This is a genomic window from Pseudomonas sp. MF6394, from assembly GCF_002018845.1.
GTDB lineage: Bacteria > Pseudomonadota > Gammaproteobacteria > Pseudomonadales > Pseudomonadaceae > Aquipseudomonas > Aquipseudomonas lactis.
This window is the reverse complement of sequence record NZ_MVOJ01000001.1, coordinates 179,680-200,848: the sequence shown is the minus strand read 5'-3', so window position 1 is coordinate 200,848 and position 21,169 is coordinate 179,680. Positions and strand designations below refer to the sequence as shown.

22 protein-coding genes are annotated in these 21,169 nt (G+C 50.8%); 19 read left to right on the top strand and 3 right to left on the bottom strand.

Features of this window, described 5'->3' with window-relative positions; all coding sequences use genetic code 11:
- From MF6394_RS01060 to MF6394_RS01050, 3 genes are read right to left on the bottom strand one after another with little or no spacing between them, the layout of a single operon-like run.
- Window positions 1-1,992 carry a methyl-accepting chemotaxis protein gene (locus MF6394_RS01060; protein WP_153045959.1) on the bottom strand — a complete coding sequence of 664 codons (1,992 nt, stop codon included), beginning with the start codon at window positions 1,990-1,992 and terminating at the stop codon, window positions 1-3.
- Window positions 1,993-2,014: 22 nt separating this feature from the next.
- Window positions 2,015-2,500: a chemotaxis protein CheW gene (locus MF6394_RS01055; RefSeq protein WP_161952145.1), complete on the bottom strand. Its 486-nt coding sequence runs from the start codon at window positions 2,498-2,500 to the stop codon at window positions 2,015-2,017.
- Entirely contained in the window at window positions 2,493-2,873 is a 381-nt protein-coding gene (locus tag MF6394_RS01050) for a response regulator (RefSeq protein WP_011923273.1), read from the bottom strand. Before MF6394_RS01050 ends, MF6394_RS01055 begins: the two co-directional genes overlap by 8 nt.
- A gap of 119 nt (window positions 2,874-2,992) precedes the next feature.
- Here MF6394_RS01050 and MF6394_RS01045 point away from each other — a divergent pair, with 119 nt between their 5' ends.
- From MF6394_RS01045 to MF6394_RS00960, 19 genes are all read left to right on the top strand, one after another.
- Window positions 2,993-3,670 carry a hypothetical protein gene (locus MF6394_RS01045; protein WP_011923274.1) on the top strand — a complete coding sequence of 226 codons (678 nt, stop codon included), beginning with the start codon at window positions 2,993-2,995 and terminating at the stop codon, window positions 3,668-3,670.
- Window positions 3,671-3,838: 168 nt separating this feature from the next.
- Window positions 3,839-4,699 carry a ParB/RepB/Spo0J family partition protein gene (locus tag MF6394_RS01040; protein WP_011923275.1) on the top strand — a complete coding sequence of 287 codons (861 nt, stop codon included), beginning with the start codon at window positions 3,839-3,841 and terminating at the stop codon, window positions 4,697-4,699.
- A 68-nt stretch (window positions 4,700-4,767) separates the two neighbouring features.
- Window positions 4,768-6,483 (top strand): hypothetical protein, encoded by a 1,716-nt coding sequence (locus MF6394_RS01035; protein ID WP_078465869.1) that lies wholly within the window; start codon window positions 4,768-4,770, stop codon window positions 6,481-6,483.
- Between the two features lie 146 nt (window positions 6,484-6,629).
- A complete protein-coding gene (locus tag MF6394_RS01030) occupies window positions 6,630-7,481 on the top strand; it encodes a ParA family protein (RefSeq protein WP_011922811.1) in 852 nt (283 codons plus the stop codon).
- Window positions 7,481-8,692, top strand: coding sequence for a ParB/RepB/Spo0J family partition protein (locus MF6394_RS01025; RefSeq protein ID WP_078465868.1), 1,212 nt, complete (start codon window positions 7,481-7,483; stop codon window positions 8,690-8,692). Before MF6394_RS01030 ends, MF6394_RS01025 begins: the two co-directional genes overlap by 1 nt.
- 1,097 nt (window positions 8,693-9,789) lie before the next feature.
- Window positions 9,790-11,046: a DUF7146 domain-containing protein gene (locus tag MF6394_RS01020; protein ID WP_078465867.1), complete on the top strand. Its 1,257-nt coding sequence runs from the start codon at window positions 9,790-9,792 to the stop codon at window positions 11,044-11,046.
- A 435-nt stretch (window positions 11,047-11,481) separates the two neighbouring features.
- On the top strand, window positions 11,482-11,640 hold the full coding sequence (locus MF6394_RS34100) for a hypothetical protein (RefSeq protein WP_155007399.1): 159 nt from the start codon (window positions 11,482-11,484) through the stop codon (window positions 11,638-11,640).
- A gap of 73 nt (window positions 11,641-11,713) precedes the next feature.
- Complete coding sequence (locus MF6394_RS01015) at window positions 11,714-12,658, top strand: PD-(D/E)XK nuclease family protein (RefSeq protein WP_011922816.1); 945 nt, start codon at window positions 11,714-11,716, stop codon at window positions 12,656-12,658.
- A 60-nt stretch (window positions 12,659-12,718) separates the two neighbouring features.
- Window positions 12,719-13,177: a hypothetical protein gene (locus MF6394_RS01010; protein ID WP_078465866.1), complete on the top strand. Its 459-nt coding sequence runs from the start codon at window positions 12,719-12,721 to the stop codon at window positions 13,175-13,177.
- A gap of 117 nt (window positions 13,178-13,294) precedes the next feature.
- A complete protein-coding gene (locus MF6394_RS01005; RefSeq protein ID WP_078465865.1) occupies window positions 13,295-13,549 on the top strand; it encodes a hypothetical protein in 255 nt (84 codons plus the stop codon).
- A gap of 281 nt (window positions 13,550-13,830) precedes the next feature.
- Entirely contained in the window at window positions 13,831-14,202 is a 372-nt protein-coding gene (locus MF6394_RS01000; RefSeq protein WP_153045958.1) for a hypothetical protein, read from the top strand.
- A gap of 125 nt (window positions 14,203-14,327) precedes the next feature.
- Entirely contained in the window at window positions 14,328-14,759 is a 432-nt protein-coding gene (locus MF6394_RS00995; protein WP_078465863.1) for a hypothetical protein, read from the top strand.
- A 305-nt stretch (window positions 14,760-15,064) separates the two neighbouring features.
- Window positions 15,065-15,355 (top strand): hypothetical protein, encoded by a 291-nt coding sequence (locus tag MF6394_RS00990; protein ID WP_078465862.1) that lies wholly within the window; start codon window positions 15,065-15,067, stop codon window positions 15,353-15,355.
- Window positions 15,356-15,516: 161 nt separating this feature from the next.
- Window positions 15,517-16,686: an AAA family ATPase gene (locus MF6394_RS00985; RefSeq protein ID WP_230383540.1), complete on the top strand. Its 1,170-nt coding sequence runs from the start codon at window positions 15,517-15,519 to the stop codon at window positions 16,684-16,686.
- Window positions 16,687-16,701: 15 nt separating this feature from the next.
- Window positions 16,702-17,520 carry a hypothetical protein gene (locus tag MF6394_RS00980; RefSeq protein WP_011922822.1) on the top strand — a complete coding sequence of 273 codons (819 nt, stop codon included), beginning with the start codon at window positions 16,702-16,704 and terminating at the stop codon, window positions 17,518-17,520.
- Window positions 17,521-17,680: 160 nt separating this feature from the next.
- Window positions 17,681-17,902, top strand: coding sequence for a hypothetical protein (locus tag MF6394_RS00975; RefSeq protein ID WP_007250479.1), 222 nt, complete (start codon window positions 17,681-17,683; stop codon window positions 17,900-17,902).
- 160 nt (window positions 17,903-18,062) lie between these two features.
- Window positions 18,063-18,278: a hypothetical protein gene (locus tag MF6394_RS00970; protein ID WP_078465861.1), complete on the top strand. Its 216-nt coding sequence runs from the start codon at window positions 18,063-18,065 to the stop codon at window positions 18,276-18,278.
- Between the two features lie 2 nt (window positions 18,279-18,280).
- Window positions 18,281-20,335 carry a hypothetical protein gene (locus MF6394_RS00965; RefSeq protein ID WP_161952144.1) on the top strand — a complete coding sequence of 685 codons (2,055 nt, stop codon included), beginning with the start codon at window positions 18,281-18,283 and terminating at the stop codon, window positions 20,333-20,335.
- Between the two features lie 101 nt (window positions 20,336-20,436).
- Window positions 20,437-20,703 carry a hypothetical protein gene (locus MF6394_RS00960; protein ID WP_078465859.1) on the top strand — a complete coding sequence of 89 codons (267 nt, stop codon included), beginning with the start codon at window positions 20,437-20,439 and terminating at the stop codon, window positions 20,701-20,703.
- Window positions 20,704-21,169 lie beyond the last annotated feature (466 nt).

Sequence of the window (21,169 nt, the reverse complement as noted above, 5' to 3'; positions counted from 1 at the left end):
TCAGTCCTTGGAGAATTGAGCGATCGTGCTCTGTAGGTCTTGAGCTTGTCGGTTAACGTTTTTGATTGCGACGGCTGTCTGCTCGCTAGCTGCGCTGTTATCAGCGCTGTACTGGTTTACGCTGTCTACAAGATCTCCCACGTCGCTCGACTTCGCCTTCAGCTGTTTTGTGTCTTCGGTTGCACGCTGTGCACCCAGAGTCAGGTTACCAGCCAGGTCCTTGATGTCTTTCAATGCGTCTTGAGCAACATTCGACCTATCACGGAGCTTGTCTGTTTCACGCTGCGCACGATCCACCGCGGACTGGTTTTCGCGTGCGGCATCGTTCATTGTTTTCAGCTGGACATTAATTTGCACGACCGCATCTTTCGTCTCTTCACTAAGGCGGGACATTGCCTTTGCTGCGTTGGCAATGCGGATCGACTGCCCCTTATCCTGAAGCTCATCAGCCATAAGGTTTGCGTTGAAAGAGAGCATCGCGGCCCTGGAGGCTACCTCTGCAACAACCTGCGCAATTGTTTCCAGAACCTGGAAACTCTCGATCATGTGTTTCGAGCGGTGTTGGATTGACAGGGTCTGCTGTTGCAGCTCGAGGATGTTGTCATGAACCTGTGTTACCGACGATTCACCCGAGGCAACCTTCTGCACCATGTCGTCAGAGATCTGCTGAGTCTCTAACGTCATATCCTCAATCTGGTTGATGAACTGAGACAGATCGCCAAACAATTGGCTGATATGTTCAATTGCCTTGTCCTGCTCGCCACGATTCTGTGCAACGTTCTGCTCAGTTATCAGGGTTTGCTCAGTCGCTGCGGAAAGGCCAATGATTGTTTCTTTGACTTCGTCAAGAATTGTGGCGAAATTGCCAAATGTTTTGTTAAGGCCCTTGGCGATATCGCGCGTAGCTTCGTTGTCTTCAGTCAACCGTGTATTGAGCTTGCCCTGCCCTACCAACTCGATCTCATCAAGCAGCAATTTCAAATGCTTAGATCGTGTGCTTATCGAGACCTCTTGATGGCGGCCCTGAGTCTCAATGGACTCTGTACGACTGCTAGTGATCGATCGCATCATCAGCATTGAGATAATCGAAAGGAGCAACGTTAATCCGCCCAGGCCTGCGACGATAGTGATCCCCATTGGGCGACTGTCAGGCAGTGCTTCAACTGAACCGATGAGGCTGGCCGCGGACGAAGAAACTCGGTCACGGACATTCCAAATAGTTTTCGCATGCGGAATGTTTTCACTTACCCCTGATGCGTTATCAATGGTCTTTTGAACCAGGCGAACGACGGATTCAGCTTCTCGATAGCTTTTGACCAAGGGGGTCATAAAGTCTTGATCTTTTGGAAGCGACTGTCCGAGCCTGGCCAATGTAGTCACATACTGGCTGAATGCGCTCGCAGCCGCCCGCAACGTATCGCTGTTGATAGCGCCATCCGAGCTCAAAGCTTGCTGGCCTTCTTCCAGCGACGACACAGCCTTAGAAAGCTGCCCCTTGATTTGCGGCCCGGCCGATGATGCTTCAAGGCTCGCACGAGCCTCCTTCGCAGCTTTTAAAGCCTCGGCTGCGGTTCTCTGGGTGTCAGCCAGAGTCCTGCTGTATTGATCAGTAACTGTACGCTGGCTAACAATTTGGGAGATTGATGGTGAAATCTCTGCCCAGACCTTCTGAAGTGATTCCAGATTCGCCAGCACTACTGGTGGAGCTGGTTCGATACCTCGGACTGGATCACCGTTGCGCAGAGCAGCGAATGCTTTCTCTACAACATTTTCTAAATTAGCCATATCTGAGTTGTAGCTGCTATCTGTCGCTGCTCGCTCAGCAAGGTAAATGGCCTGCATAGCGCTTGTTTGTGCTTGGTAGCTGGCCTTCAGCAAGAAGCCTTGCTGGGTATTGTTTTTCAGGAATTGATACCCGGTATAACCGGCTGCGCCACCCGACAGGAGGACCATAATTGTTGCTAGTGAAACGATGGAAGAATTATTACTCATGCTGTCCAATCTCGGGTGGGGGTCAAGTGAGGTCAACGTTCTGCAGCTTGTCGTCTGCTATTAGCGCTGGGAGATCAATGAGGGCCCAGGTGCGGCCCCTTGCAGTTACAGCTTTCCGCATGCTCTTACCAAGCCCTGGGGGGATCATGAATTCACTCTGATCGCAATCCCGAAGCTCGCTCGCAAGTAAGAATTCGCAAATCTCATCTACGACAAGTGCCACGTTACCGACGCCCTCACCGCCCTTAACAAACAGGGCCGCTCCTGCTTCATTAACTAGGGCGGGGTCTCGATATATGTTCAAAAAGCGTGAAATATTTACGAAGGGAAGGAGTTGTCTGCCCAATCTCCCAGCGCCCATCAACCACGGCTTGGTGCCCGGAATTTGATTGAGCAACTTCGGCACCTGATCTACAGCAATGATCGAAGTAGACGGGCTAAGGCAGTAAGTTTCACCTATCCGGTAACCGGCAAAGTGCATCCCCCCTTTCTGCTTGAGGCTATTCAAGGAGTTCATCCATCTCAGTTAGAGCTTGTTCAAGCTTCGCCCGTGTGAAGGGTTTAGTCAGGTACAGATCGGCTCCGCTTATGAGACCAGATTGCTGGTCGAAAACGCTGCTTGCACCTGAAAGCATTGCGATTGGCTTGTCACCCCAATCCTTCCAACCGCGTAGTAGCTCGATGAGCCTAAGCCCGTCGAGCTGGGGCATTTCACGGTCTATGAAACATGCGTCGGGGTTTGTTTCTCGGATCACGGCCAGGGCCTTATACCCATCCTCAGCGACGTGAACCTCGTACCCGAGTTTTTCAAGCAGCGTGATACCTAGCTTCCGCATACCGCCGGCATCATCGACGATGCAGACAGATCTGATTTTGGGCATATTGAATCCTCTTCTATGCCCTAATAGTGAGGTTCAGGTGCTCCATATCTGGGGTATCAGCGAATCTGAGGTGGTTTTTTTTTGGCAGTCGTTATGTTGCTTGGGTTTAGGAGAACCCAGTGCCGTCAAAAACAAACCATCGATCTGCATTTGCCTCTGACCCGAAGTTTCTTGAGCGTCTTGCAAAGCAGGGGTTAACCCCAAACACACAAACAGCTGCCACCCCTCGCTCAGAGATAAACGCCCAACCCTCTGGCCGGACAGGTGAAAGCAAGGCAACCACCCGCATGCGCAAGGTGCGTGATGCCAATATGGACGGACGGAATGATCGGTTTGAATTCGACACGTTGACTAAGTCTTTGTGTGCCTTTTTCCCAGGTGCCCTACTTCTAGGACTCAATGTGATGTTGCGAGTGCATGATGCGAAGAGCACCTCTCTCAAAGCTACCTGGGTTAAACGAATTGAAGCGATGAAGCTTGAAGGCATGCCAGTTTTCAAAGAGTGGCTTGCTCGCGCTGAGTACCCAGTCATTGTGGAAGAGATTTATATAACCCCAGAAGTTAGGCTTTTGGACCACGAATCAGTGGCAGCAGCTTGCAAGCCTATCCTCGATGCATTCGTCGTGAATGGCTTTTTGCCGGACGACAACGGTCACTTTATAGCCCATCCCCTCGCCTTCACTGAAAGGGGCCAGAATCCTGGTCTCCTCATCCGGTTTAAGCCTACTCCTAAGCCGTGGGGCTTGATCGATGACGACACTATGCTCCGAGCTAGGACTTCAATGCTCGGGAACTGAACGATCTGTGGAAACCCAATCCTCGACGACATGGTTTTTGAGGACGAGATCTACACAGTCTCGGCCTTAGCTGAGTTGTCGTTTATTGTATTTTTGGCTTGACCTTGCATTAATTCTCATGTCGGGTATACCTGTGTATCCGTTACACGACGAACAGAGTGGATACACGTGTATCAATTAGATCCGAAAAAGCTGTCCTGTCTGGGTATCCAGGATGTACCTACAACCCTCATGAACATTGAGGTCGAGCGGCTTCACCCTGGGGTTTGGCAGAAGCGAAAGCTATTCAGTGAAGAGTCCTTGGATGACCTGGCGGACTCGATGAAGACAACGGGAACGAACGTTGTCCCCATGATTGTATGTTTCCGGCCAGATGGTGACTTCAGCATCATTGCAGGCGAGCGTAGATGGCGTTCAGGCCAACGGCTGGGGTTTCGAACCCTGAAATGCGAGGTTGGTGCCTATAGCTATGAGCAGGCTGCATACATTTCGGCTGTTGAGAATCTTCAGCGTACGGACCTAAACCCCATCGAGGAAGCTACCTCATACAATGACCTTTGCACGGAACTGAATCTTTCACATGGCGATCTGGCTACTCAGCTAGGAAAGAGCCGAAGCCACATCTCTAACTATGTTCGCTTGCTGGATTTGGACATTCGAGTACGCGACTCGCTAATCAGCTCCCGGCTTTCCTACGGTCATGCTCGGCCTCTTTGCTCATTGAAAAACAAAGCTGATCAACGAAACATTGCGGAAAAGGCTGTTCGGTTTGAATGGAGCGTTCAAAAGATTCAGCAGGCAGTGAACGCTCTCACTCAGCGTAAGCCCTCCCCCGTTAAGCTGTCTGATACGGATCCTGATCTCAAGCGTCTTGAGCGGGACATTTCAGAGGTCACTGGGCTAGATTGCGTTGTTAAACGCACTCCTGGCGGCAGCTGGCAGTTGGGGTTTCTCGCACCCGAAAGTGAATCGTTTACCGGCCTTCTAGACCGATTGGGTGTCCGCTTCGATTCTGATTTGGAAAACTGAACCGCGACATCATGTTTTTGGGACACCTGCCCTCCACTATTAGATAAATACATATGGATTCCCCGCAGATGCTTTCCCACCTCGAACTCATAGATTGTTTTAGTCCTGAGCGCGATGCTGGGCAGGAGATCCTCAGCGGTACAGCTCCAGGACCATTCCGCATGCGAAATCTTTTCAAACTGACCCTGTTGGCCGCGGCGCTGACGCTTTCGGGATGCGGTTCTCACGCGTCCAAGCCGTCAGAGTTATCGACCCTTGAACCGCAGAGCCAGTATGACGATCGCATTCAAGATGCTTTGGGCGCCCAAAAGTACACAGAAGCACAGATCCTTTATCAGCGCAGGTTCAACGATTACCAAACGCAGATCGACGATCTGGAAAAGAAACGGCGTGACTTGGACGCAAGGCTCAACGCCAGGGCTTACGAAAGTGGCCTAGCCGACGCACCCGTTTCTGATACTGAAGCGGGGCGAATACAAGAGTACCAGGAGGCCTCAAGAGCCTCTCAGTCACGTGTTGCTGAAGCTACCTCTCGCATGGCTATCGAGCAGTCATTGATCGAGAACAGGCGAGATAAGGAGCTCTTAGAAGCGGACAGCAAAGCCGCTAAGCTGATTGCCGATATAGAGATCAACGCTGCTAAGGATCTCTCAAAGGTTGAGGATCGTATCAATCAAGACATTGAGGGAAGGCGCAGTATTGATAGCGCTGAACGCCTTGCTGAGTCAAAGCGGTTTGATGATCAACGATTTACCCTTGCATTAGCTAACGCTGAGGCTGAAAGGCTTGCTAAGGAGCGCCGTGATCAAGAGTCGGCCGCGTTAGATAGAGCACGAGCCGAAGCTTCCATGCATGTGAGCGCTGAAGAAGCAAAAATTGCAGAGCTTCAACGACAAATTGGTGTAATCGAAGCCAACCTGGTCAAGGTCAAAGGCCAAGATCAGCTTGCAATCCGAACTCAGGAATCGAAGTTGAGCTTCGCCCAGGGTGAAGTCGATAGGCTCGCTAAGATCAGTAGCGAACTCAAGACGTCGGCATCATCAGCTCAAGCTGGTCTTACCCCAGCAGGCTCTGACTATGTGCAGGCGAAAAATGCCGAGTTCAGTCGTGCTCGCGCAGAGGCGGATGTCCGGAAGACTCAGTTGATTGCTGAAGTGAAGTCGCAATCCGCTCGGGATAAAAACGAAATCACAGCAAGAGCAAGGACAGAGCTAGCTTCGCTTTCAGCAAACACTGAAATGGCTAAAGCGGATGTGATTGCACCGGTTGTAACCGGAAGGGCCGTCTACAACGGGACAATGAAAACCAAGGCAGCCCCCAAAATCCCAACTGAAACACAAGCCTCGCCTCAAAAGCCTGCTACTCCTGTGGCTAAGGGAGCTCCAGTTCTCACCATTAGTAGGTTCGAACCAAAAGTAGATGCAACGCCCAAAGTTGTCACGAACGATGAGATCGGTGGCGTTGTGCTAGCAGGAGGTCCACGAGTTTCTATGCCGGCCGCACAGGCTTCTGTAGCCCCTCTGATGGTCTCGCCCAAAACACGCACGATCTACGACGTTTACTATGTGTACAAGGACGAGGGGAGCTGGACTAAATTTCAGCAGTTTTTGAAGGCATACGGGATCACTGATTTCGAGCCTACCAGGAATAACAAGGCAGGTGAGTTTTTCATCTATTGCGGTCGTTACTACGACAAGGATGAAGCAGCGACTCGAGTTGCGTACTTAAACAAAACGACCGCCTCATCCAATGTGAAGGTGCGCGAAACGCAGGTTCCTCGATAGAAAAAGATTCCGCATGCAGAATCTTTTTATTTGGTCTATATCCCGCATTGCGTGAGAATTCAAAAAATATTTGCGCATGCGGGCTTTTATCCTTGAAAATGCCCGCGATGCGGTTACATTGATCTGCATCTGCAAAGGAGCCAGTCATGTCACCGAAGAAACGCACCCACAAGCCTGCGAAGGTCATTGTCATCGAGAACCAGAAGGGCGGCGTTGGCAAAACCACCATCGCTTACCATCTCAGCTGCTACCTGGCTGAGCAGGGGTACAAAACCTTAGCTATCGATCTAGACGGCCAAGGAAACCTCTCAAGCCGGTTCCTCGATCGATCCAAGCGAGTAGGTGGCTGCCGCTCCGTTCATCTTTTCAACGACACTGCGCCTGATCTCAAACCTCTGGACACACCAGACGGCGTCGATTTGATCTATTCGATTGATCGCGATGTCGAGCTCTTCAACGTTGAGCGTATGGATTTCGACAAAGCCCTGATCAATTTCAACGAAAATCTTGACCCTATGCTGGATGCGTATGACTACATCGTCATGGATACGCCTCCAGCCCACGGCAACAAGATGTCTGCTGCAAGCATCACCAGCAATTACATCTTTGTTCCTGTTGAAATGGCTGCCTTCGCCGTAACAGGGGTCGAAAGTGTTCTTGAAACTCTGGCTGAGATTCAGCGTTATGTATCGGACCGGCTACAAGTGACCGGCGTCATTTGTAACCGGCTCCGTCCGGTTAACTCCCACACGGAAGCGTTGGCCGAGCTTAATGCTGCGGGCGTGAACATCCTGACAGCTCGTTTGGGGACAAACGGCGCAGTGGATGATGCGTTACGGGATGGAGTGCCTGTGTGGAAGAACAAAAGAACAGGTGCTCAACGAGAGACAGCCAAGAGCATGGTTTCTCTCATGCAGGAAATCTGCGGTTATGTGGGTGCTAAGATCCAACCGCCACAAGCTAAGGCTGTAGCGAAGCAATCAGGAGTTACAAAGTAATGGCCCGCGATCTTACCCGTCTTAAAGGCCTTTCCAGCGTTAATGCGCTGACAGAGGGAGCTCAGCAGGGAACTGTTCTCGAGCTGGACCCAAGTCAAATTCGCGTAGAAAAACAGGTCCGTAAAAAATTTCGTAACATCGAAGAGTTGGCGAGATCGATGAAGGAGGAGCAGCAATCTCCGATCATCGTTTCGCCTCTAGACAAAAACACTAACACTTATCTGCTTCAGAAAGGCGAGCGGCGGCTGCGTGCCGCGATGCTCATCGGAGAAGGTTTTAAAATCAAAGCTATCGTCGACCCGACGATTCGAACAAAGTCTAAATCCACAGCTAGCCAGTTGGCTGAGAATATTCAGCGTGAACCGCTTACCCCGATCGAAGTCGCAATCGCGCTGGTTGATTTACGCGAACAGATGAAGGAAGAGGGCAAGAAAGGCACCGGCCGTGAACTCGCAGATTATTGCAACAAGCCCGAATCGTGGGTTTCTAAACACCTGGCACTTGCTGACCTACCTGATGAGCTTGCCGCTCTCATTGATGATGAGATCACGTCTGATTCGGAATTGATTCAGTCATTAGCCAAAATTTGTGAACTTAAACCAGATTTATATTTACAACTGATCGATCAAGCACGGTCTGAAGGCGGCTTAAGCCGCTCTGAGGCCCGCGATCACTTAAAGGCAGCTAAAGGGTCGCCTGCGCCTAAACAACCATCCGAGCCCCCTCATGTAACATCTCAGGTGAACCCACTAACAACAAATCAAAGTGGGACTGAAGTTGAAGCCGGCGGGGTAGGGCAGGGTGGTATCGAAACATCCGATCCGCAAGCGCAACAGGGCGGCGAAGATAACCTTGCAAAAGAACAAAACGGCGGAGGAAGCCTCCCAAAGACTCCGCCACCAGTAACTACACCGTCAGAACCTGGAGCCGGCCACACTGAACTGAACCCTACGCCACCAACGGCTAGGCAGCAGGCGAAGAAGCTCGGGAAAAGCGAAGTCCGTGAGATTCCAGCTGATCAGATGGTTATGCAGGTTCGGGTATGCACTGACAAGAAGCACTTCACCGGCGAGTTGCTTCTGAATGTGGTTTGCGGAAACCCTAACAAAGGCATGGTTTCGTATCTCGATGGAAGCAAGCAGCAAAAAGCTCTGTTTGACCTTGATCAGATCGAAATAATTACTATTGCTCAGCTAGCGTCGGGCGACTAAAAGATTTCGCATGCGAAAACATTTAAAGGGCTGCGGCCCTTTTTTTGTGCCTGATTTGGGACATGCCGTCCTTGATTCTCAATCTGCGCAAAAGTAGCCTGAAGGTGTTTTTAGTGATCTCCCTGTGCTTCGAGTATTTCTCAAGCGCTGATCACGGCCTGCTCCGACCTACGTTATTTCGTTGGTTTGTTTAGGTGGTCTGTCTGAGGTGCTACTTCTCCTCCGGCCTGACTAATCGTTTTTGCTTTGACTTTTGCTTTTGCTTTTTTGCACTTGCTTCAGCTTCACAGCTTGCCTTTGACTTCAGGTCTCTCGGCTTCGCTGATCTGCTCTTTAAAAAGTCATTGTCTTCGGTTTTTCTCAGGATTGCTTCCTGCGACTTGTCGTTTGGTGTTTACACATCCATCCGTCACCTCGCTCATTGCCCATCTGTGCTTTCACTTGCATGTGGTCGGTCTGCTTGGATTTTGACGTTTGTGTGTGTGTCCTTTCGCACTCACCATTCATCACTATCTTGTCGCAGTTCGCCGTCCCGATCTTAAAAACTATGACATCTCTGATGCAGTATCAAATCTCCTCAGAGAGATGTGTTTCGACTACCTTATCGTTTGTCGATACTGAAAACCTCAGGACTATGCCACCGTGTTCGCCGCTGCTCTTTGCTGGTTATCAGCTCTTGATGCGCAGTTCATAGTCGTGTATTTCGCCCGCACCACACTTCGTGATGTAGGTTTAGAGCGTTTTCTTTGCATCTATGACTCTGTCTGGGTACCCCTCGTACAGCTTTTCTCAAGGCTGTAGGAGCGGTACCCAGGCGAAAGCAATCCCAACAGGCCCTGGCGTTCGCGTCAGGGCTTTTTGCGTTTCTGGTACATCGTGTCCTTGAATACGAGTTCCGACAGCTTTAGCGTCATAGGTGATCTTTTTGTCAGTTTTTCGCATGCGCATTTCGCATCGAACTCTGTCGAAGGTTCCTCGTACAGCTATTTGCTGCGCTAGGGCTCTTTAAAAATCCGTATTCACGTAACACACACCCTCAAGGGCACGCCTAATGCCCCTTGGGACATGGCTGCCTCATTTTTCAAGGAGATACAGCCATGTCAGATAGTCAAAAACGTCTTCCTTTGAAGGACGAGGTTGCCGATATTGTTAAGCACGCTGGTGGTTGGTTAAACGTCATCGAACGTGTAGCCCCTATCCTCGCGCCCGCAATTCGACATCATGGTCACGGCGTAGATTGTCCTTTCCCAGAGCGTCATCGGGAAGGCGGCGGTCGTGACTCCTTCAGGTTTTCCGAAAAGGCGGACCATGAAGGCCGGGCCATTTGCTCCTGCAACCAGGACGGATGGAGTCAGTTTGATCTGCTTATTCAAGCAGGTGTTGGCAGTAATTTTGTCGATGTCTGTAAAGAGATTAAGCGGGCGTTTGGTGGCGGTAGTGAGGCGTATAAGGCTAAAGAAGCTCCGGCTCCTAAGCGTCAGCGTCCTCGTTCAACTGCTGAAGACAATGCAATTAAGGCGGCTTCGATGAAACAGATTGTCAAGGATCTGCTTCCGCTTGGTCATCCTGATGCTGCAGTCGGACGGTTGTACTTCCGTCGCCGCGGAATCCCACTCAACAAAGCCATTGGCGATGTTAAATTCCATCCAGCTCTTCCGTACTACCGCACTCGTGTGGAGAACAAAGTCCGGATCAAGGAACTGGTAGGAAGGTTCCCGGCGATCGTGTCTGCATTTCGTAATGGGCAGGGTAGGGTGATGAACCTTCATCGCATCTTCCTCACTCAGGACGGATTCAAGCTTGATCACCCCCTGGTTTCGAAGCCTAAGAAGGTTTGCTCAGGTTTGGACAACTGGTCGAAGACACCCGTTGCTATTGCCACCGTCCCAGAGTGCAGAACCTTGCACATATGTGAAGGTGTCGAAAAAGGATGGGCGCTTCATCTGGTTACAGGTGAAAGCGTACGGGCTGCTAATAGCTGCACGTCTTTGCCTGGTCTCTACGTCAACCGTGATGAGTTTGACGACGTTGTGCTTTGGGCCGATCACGACCCTTACAACGAAGTTAGCGAAAAGCATGGTGCAGGTCAGACCTACATGTACAAGCTCTTCATCGAGCTGATGCGTGCAGGCTTTCGCGTATGTCTCATGATCCCCGATACGAACCCCACCAAGGAAGCGAAAGGTCCTGACTGGGAGGACATCGCGGTCAATGAGAAGGTGCTGGAGATGCCCCTGACTGAGCGTTTTGACTACCTGCGTACCCGTGCTCTCGAAGGCGGTGTGTTTACACCTACAGGCCACGTTAAGAAGATCCCGAAAGAGACCTTTTTGGCTGAGGCTAAAGTGGCGTGACTACAAAACAACCCTCTGGCCAGCTATTGCTGCCAGAGGGTTTTTTTATGCTGTCATTTTGGCTTGACGGCCGATCAGAGGTGAGTCAGCATTAACCCGTCCTACTAGCCCTCCTCGAGAGCTAACCTGATCTACGTCGTAGCATTTCTATGAGGTTTTTCAGGGTGTGATTCAAGTCATGCTAATTCTTGGCTTGTTGAGCACAGACATTGCTGGAACCATTTTGGACCCGTCTTTTGACGTTTCCATATTCGAGGTACTAGGCATTTCCTGCTGCGTTCGCGCTTCAGTAGATTTGTCCCAGGATTTTGTATCTCTGCCATCTCAGCGCTTTCTTGCTCTGATAATGGCTCCTCCGGCTTCATGCCAACTCCCCTGCACGGGTAATCTCTATGAGCTTATTCCTGGTGCAGTCAGGGATATAGGAGGTTCTTCATGTCGAACGAAGTTGAACTCGTGAGTGTCCCTCCAATTTGGAGGACACCTTCAGGCGATTCATTTGAGCAAGCGAAAGCACGCTTTTTGTCGCACGAACACGAAGGTAATTTTGATTTGAAGGATGAAAAGGAAGAGTCTGACGATTCTCCTTTTTAACTAAATATTATTTCCCTCAAGGGCACTCACACTGCCCTTGGGTTAGTCGTGTGCGCCGTAAATAGGTGAGAGCATGACTGCATATCTTAATCCGACATATATTTTCAACCCTGTCTCTGATGACTTTGTTGTTGATATGTCACCTACGCAGATTTTGAAATCTCAGGTCTGCCAACGTTCACTTGGCTATTACCGAGCTCGTATAAAACCAATGGCTACACCTTTGAATCTTGTGTTTGGTTCTGCCTTGCACTGGGTAATAGAAGGTTATATCAAAGGTTATATCGACCGCGATCAAATGGGAAAGCACTTCTCAGATGAGTTTTTCCGTTTGTCTATGTCAGGCTTAATCAGCATGGCAAAGTCAAAGACGCGCGAGGTTAACGAAGCAATCGGCAAGCGTCTAGCAGATCAGTTCCCATCGTTTTTCGAGAATCTGGGTCTTCGACCTTTGATCATTGAGGGAGCTTTTCGGCTAAGGATTTCACACAATACCTACATCAACCTGGTCATCGACTTTGTTGGTGTTGCGGAAAGGGACATCATTTTCAATGGTGTTCTTATCGCATCTAAAGGGGATACAGTCATTCTTGACTGGAAAACGGCAGCTACTAAGGAAGGCGCTTTATTTGCAGGCATCGCTTTGCAACTGACGTTTTACTGGGAAGCTGTACGTTTAGCGTGTGAGTCTCTTGGGATTAAGGAACCGACAGCGTGTGGTTTTGCCTCAGGGCTAAAGCCGAGTATGTCAAAACCTGATTCCGAGTCTCTTGTAAAAGCCATGTGGCAGCCAGTGCAATGGACCAAGCGTACACGTAGTGATGTTGAAGAAGCATTCGACTACGCTCGTGTAGTTGCTGGCCGTATTAGACGTGGTGAGTTTCATCGAACGTCTGGTGCTGCTTACAACTCTCCCTGTGATAGTCAAACTCGTTGTGATTTCGCTGGGCTGTGTCTGGAAGGTTCAAAGCGTGGCTACAGAATACCAGGTGGGCTAACAATTGCTGATCTGGTCTAAATCATCCTACCTAGTGGGGCACAACTGCCCCCAGGGTAATGCTGCCCTTCGGAGTGACAAATGAAAGAGTCAGTTCGTATGGAGCGGTATGCTCAACGTGCCGTCGATAAGCGCCGTAAAGAGGAAGACTCTAACCGCAAGATTGGTCAGTTTGTCTTGATCAAATATCTTGCGCAAGGTGATCATCTTTGTGAGGCACTGCAAAAGATGAGCCAAATGGAGCGGCAAATGTACATATCCCAACACACCGAACTGATCGAAAGTTCAGACGGTGCGGAAGGGATCAACGTGGTTTGGTGTCCCAATTCACAGGTTTTGACCCATAGACTCCTATCATCCGAACTTCGGAAGGAGTTCGAAGGACAGCATTACCTTAGTTCTTGGGTTCGTAAGGTAGGTCCTCATCAGTATGAAGCGCTACGCACTACATTGCGTGACAGACTGGAGAGACGAGTTGCCGTGCGTCAGCATCAAAAGAATCAACTTGCTATAGACTTCATTGAAGCTAATGTCGGTTAAATAGTTTTCCATCAGACGATGGGCTAAATCCAGCCCTCGGGCCGGAAGTAAATACTTCCGGCGGGACGCCCCGGGAGTGTTATCAACTAACGCGCGACGGCGTCACTGGAGGTACTGATGTCATACATCAAAAACCTGATGCTGGCAATTGTGTCAGCTATCATGGGTACTGTCTCTGCCTCCTTGTTTGAAGGGTGGACTGTTAAGGAACAGAAGATTGTTTTTCTGATTTCGGTACTGATGGTCGCAGTAATGCTGACCAAGTCTTCAACTTCCTCAAAGGAGAAGAGCAGAAAAATGAAATTGCAGCAGCGGAGAGCGCGTAAGCGTAAGTCCCTACGCGGCAAGAAAAGAAAAGGTCATGGCCCTTAAGTGTAATGGTGAGATGAAAACTTTCATTAACTCACTTAAGGAACTGACCATGTCTTCCACAGCAATCATAGCGGTATTGATCATGGCTTTTTTAGTATGGTTACGTTGCGATCACTGCGAAGCAAACGGAAAGCGTTTTATTCCGTTCAGACACACCCCTCGTAACTGAGGGAGCTGCAAGGATTCACCGCCCAGGGGCCCTAACAATCCCCTTTGGGTTGTTAGGTTTTGGGAGGGCGCAGCACTCTATAAAAACAAAATCTAATAATAATGGTGAATATATGTTTTATCAAAACTGCAAAAATCAACAAACTCGTTTATCAGGATTTCAGAAAGGGCTCGCTCCTATGAAAGCACTGATTAAAATCTATCATCAGTACCGCTTGGTCCTGGTCTTCGTGCTTCTTGCATCGACGATCACTTCTGAGCGACCTATGAGGCACTGGTTAGTTGTACCTACATTCGTGTCGGTATGGCTGGCTAAGGTTTTCAAATGGGGGGTGACTGGTTTTACGCTCTATATCCTCTTTTTCAACGGTATCCATCTACCTTGGTGGCTTTCAGTCGCTAGCGTGATGACCGGTGAAATTCTCTCGATAGCTGTCGCAGCTGCAGAGATGGAAATGAAGCACTACGGGTATCTAAACAGCTAACGCTGTCTGGTCGTGAAAACGTCCGGCACAGCTTTGCTGTTGCCGGGCGTCGGCAATTCCACGCCCGGTCTGCAGACGGGCGTTTTTTTTAATCTCCCGTCTGCAGCGGGTAGGAGAGTTTTGCAATGAACAACATGAATTTTCGCGGTGACCTCGTATGGTTTATCGCCCTCGCTAACGATCTAGTCACTCCTTGGGAGGCTGGCCGCCAGGCTGCTAACCTCAAAGCGGGCTTCACCAGCAACCCTTTTGAGACAAACACTTTCAACCATGCTGAATGGGCGAAAGGTTTTGCTCATGGGGTGTCGCATGACGCTCCGGCGGTGTCGCAATCCATCAATGCTTCAGTTGTAGTTTCACTACCTCTGATGGAAGTGCAGCACCTACCTGATAGGGCCTTCTGGGCCGAAGCTAACCGATTATCTGTCGGTGGAATGTCTGAGTTCGCACTTGCTGCGCGCTTGGGTGTTTCTCGGGATCAGTTAAGCGCTGGAATGATCCTTCATCACTTCTGGGATGAGGATGCGATTCCTTTGGGAATTCGCGAAGCGGGGTAACCCTTGCATTAGGGCTGGATAAAGCATCCGGCCTTGCCGGATGTTTTAAACATTCGACCGTGTGTGCTTTCGCATGCATTTAGTAGGTAAGGGAAATAAATATGTGGCTGATTAAAGTATGGGATGGGAATTCGAATTGTGAGTATCACCGAAAGGGATCTTACGATGAAGTGACCACTCAGCTTCGTCATTTACCACCAAGTTATATCTGGTCTGCTCAACCAGTCTGAGTAAATCTCAGACGGTTAGCTCGTTGGCATTTCGCCTGGATTTTGAATCCCGGCGACTGCCGGCGAGGAACCAAAATGTCTATATCTGCCGAATGGCTACCAGGTTTTACTGGTATCGCTACCGAAACGTTGCTGAACGTTCGTCGCGCTTCCACGGGCTGCAGGATCTCGAAAGTTGAGTTCCAGCAGTACCTTGAAGAGGTTGCTATGTACACCGGCACGCAGCTGAGCATGAACGGCAACGTTCTTACGCTGAAGCTGAAATGGATGGGTCAACTGCACTCCTTCGATCTCACTGAGATTGAAGGTGGCGACTACTCATGCCCGGTCCAATTGGGTGTGGGTACACATCTCATTCTTCTGTAATTCGGACGCCCTATCCGGGCGTCCTTTCTCCTAGTGATCTGGATCAAACCTCCAGCTCACGCTGGGTGTTTGCTCGAGTTCACTACTCGATTCGCACCCGGCTCCGGCCCCGGGTGTTACTTAAAGATTCCCCGTGGTCCGGCGGGTGAGAGGCTTTTAAAATGACTAACGTAACTAACGCTGTAACCAACACCGTAGCTGCTCGCACTGTTGCTGATATCGAAGCGATGCACCGTGAATCCCTGGCTTCGCAGCCGGTTAAAATGGTCATGGCTCACGAGCTTTTTGGCTTCTCTGAGGAACTCAAGGGAGTAGGGCAACTGCCTGTCTTCGTTGGGGACCATCCTCTAGTGCCGAAGGGTAACGATGATCATGTCTTCAACAAGAGCCTGGTTCGCCGGATCCTGTTGAGCATGAAGGGTGGTGATACCAGCTTTATGCTGGTAGGTGACAAAGGGACAGGTAAATCCTCCTTGGTTACACAGATGCACAATCGCCTGAAGAAGCCGATGATCGCTATCACTGGCAGCAATGGCATCGACGACACTCACTTGCTTGGTTGCAAAACCATCAAGGGTGGTGACGTTGAAGAGTTCGATGGTGTTTTGAGCTATGCGTATCGCACTGGCTTGACATGCCTCATCGACGAGATCTGCACACTGCGTCCCGGTGTTATGGTTGGTGTCAACGACATCCTTCAGGGTGACGGGGTAATCAACCTGAAACACCACGGTATTGATCCTACGCTCAACCCACGTGATCTTTTGAACGTGGACGGCGGGATGACTATCGTTAAACACCCAATGTTCCGGTTGTTCGCGACCGATAACACTGGTGGTAAGCAGCAGAGCGATGCCCGGTTCGCCGGTGTCAACGCTCAGAACGCTGCTGTTCGTAGTCGCATGACCAGCTTCAAGGTGGGCTTCATGACACCTGAAGAGGAAATGAAAGCCCTCAAAGGTGCTGCAGATGCCTACGCTGCCAAGCGTGAGCTGACCCCAATGGATGACATGTTCATCCATCAACTCGTAGAGTTCGCTTTCCGTTTTCGTAAAGCGTTCGCCATGGAAGAAGCCTGCGACAATATCTCGTTCCGCGAGATTCAGCGTTGGGCTTACAAGTGGATGATGTACGGCGATACTGATGAGTCCTTCGTGGATTCTATCTACACCAATCTTGAAGAAACCGACCGAGTGCTGGCTATTGAGTTGTTCAAGTCAACATTCAGCCGCGACCTGATTTTGCCTGAAGAGCATGCTTATTCGGTTACGTCGATCGCGGACGATTTCATCACCAAAAGTGTAGCTGCCTCAAAAGCAGCAGCCGCCTAACCAAAGGAGTTCGCCATGTTTTACGTTGTGAACCCCAATGGAAGTTTCCTGGCCGGCTTCCTGCCGGCTGGGACGCGCGAAAGCATCATGTTCGAGGGTCAAATGGTTCAAGGCGAACCTAAGATCACTAAGCGTTTGGAGGGAGCTGCAAGCAGCTCTCACGATGCATGGGAATTTATGTGCGAGATGGTTTCTGAGGCGAGAGCTGACGGTTATCTCGACACTGCATTCACTGCCAGCAAATTGCAGGTGCCAGCAGATCTTCACCATGAGGAATTCCCTCTGGTGTTGAGAGGCTTTTACGCACGTGTGAAGACTATGGCCAAAGATCAGTTCGCAGCCGGGCTTGCCAGGTTGCGGGCAGTTCATGAGGTCTTGTCACATGCTGATGTCCAGCTACAGAGCTATGACGATGACAAATTTGTTGAGATGCGCCTTGGGGCTCAAATCATCAGGTTTGGATTTGTGCCTGAACGGTTATGGGAAATCATGACCACGAAGGCGAAGGAGCTTTGCGAGAACCGCGGAATGCTGGATGACAATTACCTTCTCCCTGATGGGCGTGGGTTGTTGCATCTGCGCACTCGCGAAACCGTTCTTGATGTGTACGTTCGAGCATTTCTGCAAGGGGCCATCAAGGCGGGCGCGGTGATCGAGCTTACATCTGATCAGAACTGGCGCTTTCTCGAATCGAATCCGTTCATTGCCGCTGATGTGAAACATCTTCAGTGGTATCAGGATCACCCTGAAGTTCTCAGCAGTGTTCTCAAGCTAGACCAAACGATCCCTGTACAGGCGACGAAAGTCTTCAGTGCAGTAGATTTTTATTGTTGAAAATGCGGTCCTCAATGGACCGCACCTCTTTAGTGAGTTGGACCAAAATCCCAGCTCACGCCGGGTTTTTGTTCGAGTTCACTGAGCTCACACGACCCGGCACCGTGCCCGGGTTGAAACCAAATTTGTTCCTGTGCACGGCAGGTAAGAGGCTCCAAATATGAAAGCATTGATGAAAGCAATCACTCGCGTTGACGCTGCTCTGGATTTGTTCTGGATTGGCATCGTTCTGCGTACTTATCACGAAGCGCAGGCCGCACGTTTTAGCCGTTTGGCTGAGCGTCTGGCCCTTGCAGCAGTTGAGCACCCGCGGATTGACTACGTGAGCCACCAGGCTCTCCGTCACAAGCTGGAAGCTGATTTGCTGCAGGGTAAGGTTTAACAGTTTTACGGGCTGCCCTAACGGGCGGCCTCTTGCTCTGAGAGTTGAAATCCAGCTCTGGCTGGGTGTTTGTCGAGTTCTTCGAACTCAACGTCACCCGGCTCCGGCCCCGGGTGTAGATCTTTTATGCCCCGAGGTCCGGCGGGTGCGAGGCAACACCATGAAACTGTTCAAAACCGTAGCGCAGGCTGTTTCCAAATTCGTGATGATCCGTTACCACCGCCGCATGGCTCTGGCATACCGGAAGCTGGCTTCTCATCACGCCGATCTTGTCATTCACACGCAACACCGCGTTCCCACAGCTTCTATCGCGAAGCTGCGTGGCAACGCAGTGCTGCACGATCAGAAAGCTAAAGCAATCCGAATCGGAGAATGACCATGTCTGCAATGATGAACTTCAGCAAAAATGCAATCACTCAAGGCTGGATCTCGTTCTTTCGGGTCTTGGCTTCAAACTCGGGGATCGAGTTCGTCTTTGGTAAGGATGAGCAACCCCGTACGGACGGTCGACGTGTCTACCTTCCAAGCCTGCCTATGAACCTGACTAAAGATGATCTTGACCTTACGAAAGCCTTTGGCTTCCACGAGGTTGGGCACATCCAATTCTCTGATGTGGTTTTCTTCCAGGCATTTGCTGCGAAGCATGGCGATTTCGCCCGCTTCCTGCTCAATGCATTGGACGACGTCTACATGGAGTACAAACAAGCACAAGCGACCCGAGAAGCCGAAATCTATTTCCGGCGTAAGGCGAGCATCCTGTTTGAACGCAAGCGATTCCGTGACGGCAGCAATTCTGTTGCTGAAGCGGTTGCCTGCTATTCCCTTTGCTACTTACGTACCGATCGGTGGAGTGAGTATCGTGACCCGTTCGCGGTAATCGAGGCTAACTTCAATAAGCACTTCGGTGCTCATGCTGATCACGTTCGTGGCAATCTCAATGAAATTCTGATCAACGAATTCCCAAATGTGCAATCAACTCAAGATGCTGGCAGCTTGACGCTGCGGATCATTGCGATGCTGAAAGCGCTTGGTGAAGATGAAGAGAAGAAGGATGAGGGTCAACCTGAGGAGTCGAAGGGAGGTGAGCAATCATCACCTGCTGACGATTCAGGTTCGAATGGGGAGCCCAAACAGGACGGTGGCACTGAAGGTACCACTGGCGATTTGGAACCTGAGGATCCATCTGAACCGAGCAAAGACGGCGGCCAGGACCCAAAACAGTCTCAGGACAGTGATGGTGCTGACAGCGGGAAAGGCAATGGTGATGAGCAGTCCCCAGGTAATGGCGCTACTGGGCCTGATGGCCAAACTGGTACACAGGCTGGTACAACTGATGGTAATGCGGGTCAAACCGGCGGTTCACAGGCGGCTGATGGTCGCTCCCTGAAATCAATCGTTGACGAGATTCTCAATACCACTGGCCTCGGCGACAAAGAAGTATTTGACGACGGTGACGCCGTCAAGTCTGTCTCCAAGTCTGTACAAAGCGGTACCAACCCTGACTACAAAGGCCAATCGCTGGCTCCTGATTGCGTCATTGACGGCAAACTGGATCAAGCACCAGGTAAAGCAGGTAAGGGCTTCGGTGGAGGCGCTGGCAACAAGGAGAAGGTCGACGGGATGACGGTATGCCCCGAAGACATTTCTGAGGCCCGCGATATGGAAAAGCGTTTGGGGCGTAGGTCTCAAGTGCTAGCTAGTAAGCTGAAAGGCTTACTGATGCAACAGCAGGAAGCAGAGTCGTTTACGACTACTCGCGGTCAGCTGGGGCAAAACCATCTCTACCGTGTAGGCCTGGGCGATGTTCGCGTTTTCACTCAAAGTGAGGAAGCTCAACGTCCTACTACCGCAATCTCAATTGTTGTCGACCTATCCAGCTCTACTCAGGATAAAGCCGATAAAGATTTCGCCAAAGGTGAGAAGGACCAGTTTGAGGCCGCTGAGGCTCCAAGCACTCTTCGTTCGATCCTTGAATCCGTGATGCTCCTTGAGAAGGTCTTCGACCAGATCGGTTGCCCTCGCGAGATTCTTGGGTTCGCACCTAAAGGCGGCGAGCTGATTTCTATGGCTCGCTGCTTCGGCGATTCCTCTAAAACTGCAATCAACCGCATTGGCGGACTCAGGAAAGTGGCGGGCGGCGGTCACACCCCTATTGGAGAGGCTGTATTCCATGCAGGGCGTCGACTGGTGTGCCACGAAGCCAACCGTAAGGTGATGTTTGTCCTCACGGATGGTGCCCCTGGCAACGTTGCCAAGGCTGTTGAAATGACCCGCTTCTGCGAAAGCAGTGGTGTTCGTGTGGTGTATCTGGTCATTGGAGAAAAGGTCCGTACAGACTGGCTCACTGAGGCTCGTATCCCATATGCAGTAGCAGCTTCGAGTGTTGAGGTAACACCTGTTCTACTGGCTGAAGCCAGAAAACTGTTGATGTAACAATCACTGTACCCACCTGGGTATTCCGAGGTCTTGCCTCAGAACGCCCGGGTAGCCCTGGGCGTTTTTCATAAATGCCCCAACTAGGGTGCGAGGAAGTTATGTCCGGTCTAATCAACTACGACTACGTCGAAGTAGCAATTTCGGCGTTCAATGATCACGTTTTAGAGCCCGGTGAAATCTCTCTGGAAACAGTAGAGGGTCACGGTTACTCAGCTGGTTTCCATGGTTATCCATGGGGTGCACCGGACGTGATTAAAACCACTCCTGTTCTGCTGAAAGGCTGGAATGCTGGGTGGAAAGCCGCTTGTGAGCGCGATCAAAAGGAAGAAGCAGCTAAGCGTCTCGCTGAGAAATCCGCGAAGTGAAGCTGAAGGCTCTCTAGAGCCTTATCTCAACCAGGACGGCCTTCGGGCAGACCTAGCTGGGTGATTTTCGAGACATCGATCTCGATTCCACCTGGCCCCGTGACCAGGTGTTTGAAAACCAAATACCCCGACACGGCGGGAGTGAGATCCATCATGGACCTAGTAGATACCGCTGTAAGCGCATTAACGAACATAGCTCCTAACGGTGGCGCGCCTGATGAAAAGGCCGCTATCTGTGCAGCGTGCAATGCTGGATTCAATGCCCCTCCGGGAGCACTGACCCCACCAGAGTTCGAGCGATTCCCTCTCCTCACCGAGTGGTTCTCGATCGGACTTAACGCACAGGCTCGCTTTAGTCATACCGTTAAACCTGACGAATTCGGCTTCGGCCAATAAGTCAGGGAGGCCCGATATCGGGCCTCTTCTCCTCCTAGTGAGCTGGATCAAACATCCGGCTTACGCCGGG

Coding starts and splice junctions, on each gene's coding strand:
- MF6394_RS01060 (WP_153045959.1), bottom strand. CDS start 1,992: ATGAGTAATAATTCTTCCATCGTTTCACTAGCAACAATTATGGTCCTC.
- MF6394_RS01050 (WP_011923273.1), bottom strand. CDS start 2,873: ATGCCCAAAATCAGATCTGTCTGCATCGTCGATGATGCCGGCGGTATG.
- MF6394_RS01035 (WP_078465869.1), top strand. CDS start 4,768: ATGCTTTCCCACCTCGAACTCATAGATTGTTTTAGTCCTGAGCGCGAT.
- MF6394_RS01030 (WP_011922811.1), top strand. CDS start 6,630: ATGTCACCGAAGAAACGCACCCACAAGCCTGCGAAGGTCATTGTCATC.
- MF6394_RS01025 (WP_078465868.1), top strand. CDS start 7,481: ATGGCCCGCGATCTTACCCGTCTTAAAGGCCTTTCCAGCGTTAATGCG.
- MF6394_RS01020 (WP_078465867.1), top strand. CDS start 9,790: ATGTCAGATAGTCAAAAACGTCTTCCTTTGAAGGACGAGGTTGCCGAT.
- MF6394_RS34100 (WP_155007399.1), top strand. CDS start 11,482: ATGTCGAACGAAGTTGAACTCGTGAGTGTCCCTCCAATTTGGAGGACA.
- MF6394_RS01015 (WP_011922816.1), top strand. CDS start 11,714: ATGACTGCATATCTTAATCCGACATATATTTTCAACCCTGTCTCTGAT.
- MF6394_RS01010 (WP_078465866.1), top strand. CDS start 12,719: ATGAAAGAGTCAGTTCGTATGGAGCGGTATGCTCAACGTGCCGTCGAT.
- MF6394_RS01005 (WP_078465865.1), top strand. CDS start 13,295: ATGTCATACATCAAAAACCTGATGCTGGCAATTGTGTCAGCTATCATG.
- MF6394_RS01000 (WP_153045958.1), top strand. CDS start 13,831: ATGTTTTATCAAAACTGCAAAAATCAACAAACTCGTTTATCAGGATTT.
- MF6394_RS00995 (WP_078465863.1), top strand. CDS start 14,328: ATGAACAACATGAATTTTCGCGGTGACCTCGTATGGTTTATCGCCCTC.
- MF6394_RS00990 (WP_078465862.1), top strand. CDS start 15,065: ATGTCTATATCTGCCGAATGGCTACCAGGTTTTACTGGTATCGCTACC.
- MF6394_RS00985 (WP_230383540.1), top strand. CDS start 15,517: ATGACTAACGTAACTAACGCTGTAACCAACACCGTAGCTGCTCGCACT.
- MF6394_RS00980 (WP_011922822.1), top strand. CDS start 16,702: ATGTTTTACGTTGTGAACCCCAATGGAAGTTTCCTGGCCGGCTTCCTG.
- MF6394_RS00975 (WP_007250479.1), top strand. CDS start 17,681: ATGAAAGCATTGATGAAAGCAATCACTCGCGTTGACGCTGCTCTGGAT.
- MF6394_RS00970 (WP_078465861.1), top strand. CDS start 18,063: ATGAAACTGTTCAAAACCGTAGCGCAGGCTGTTTCCAAATTCGTGATG.
- MF6394_RS00965 (WP_161952144.1), top strand. CDS start 18,281: ATGTCTGCAATGATGAACTTCAGCAAAAATGCAATCACTCAAGGCTGG.
- MF6394_RS00960 (WP_078465859.1), top strand. CDS start 20,437: ATGTCCGGTCTAATCAACTACGACTACGTCGAAGTAGCAATTTCGGCG.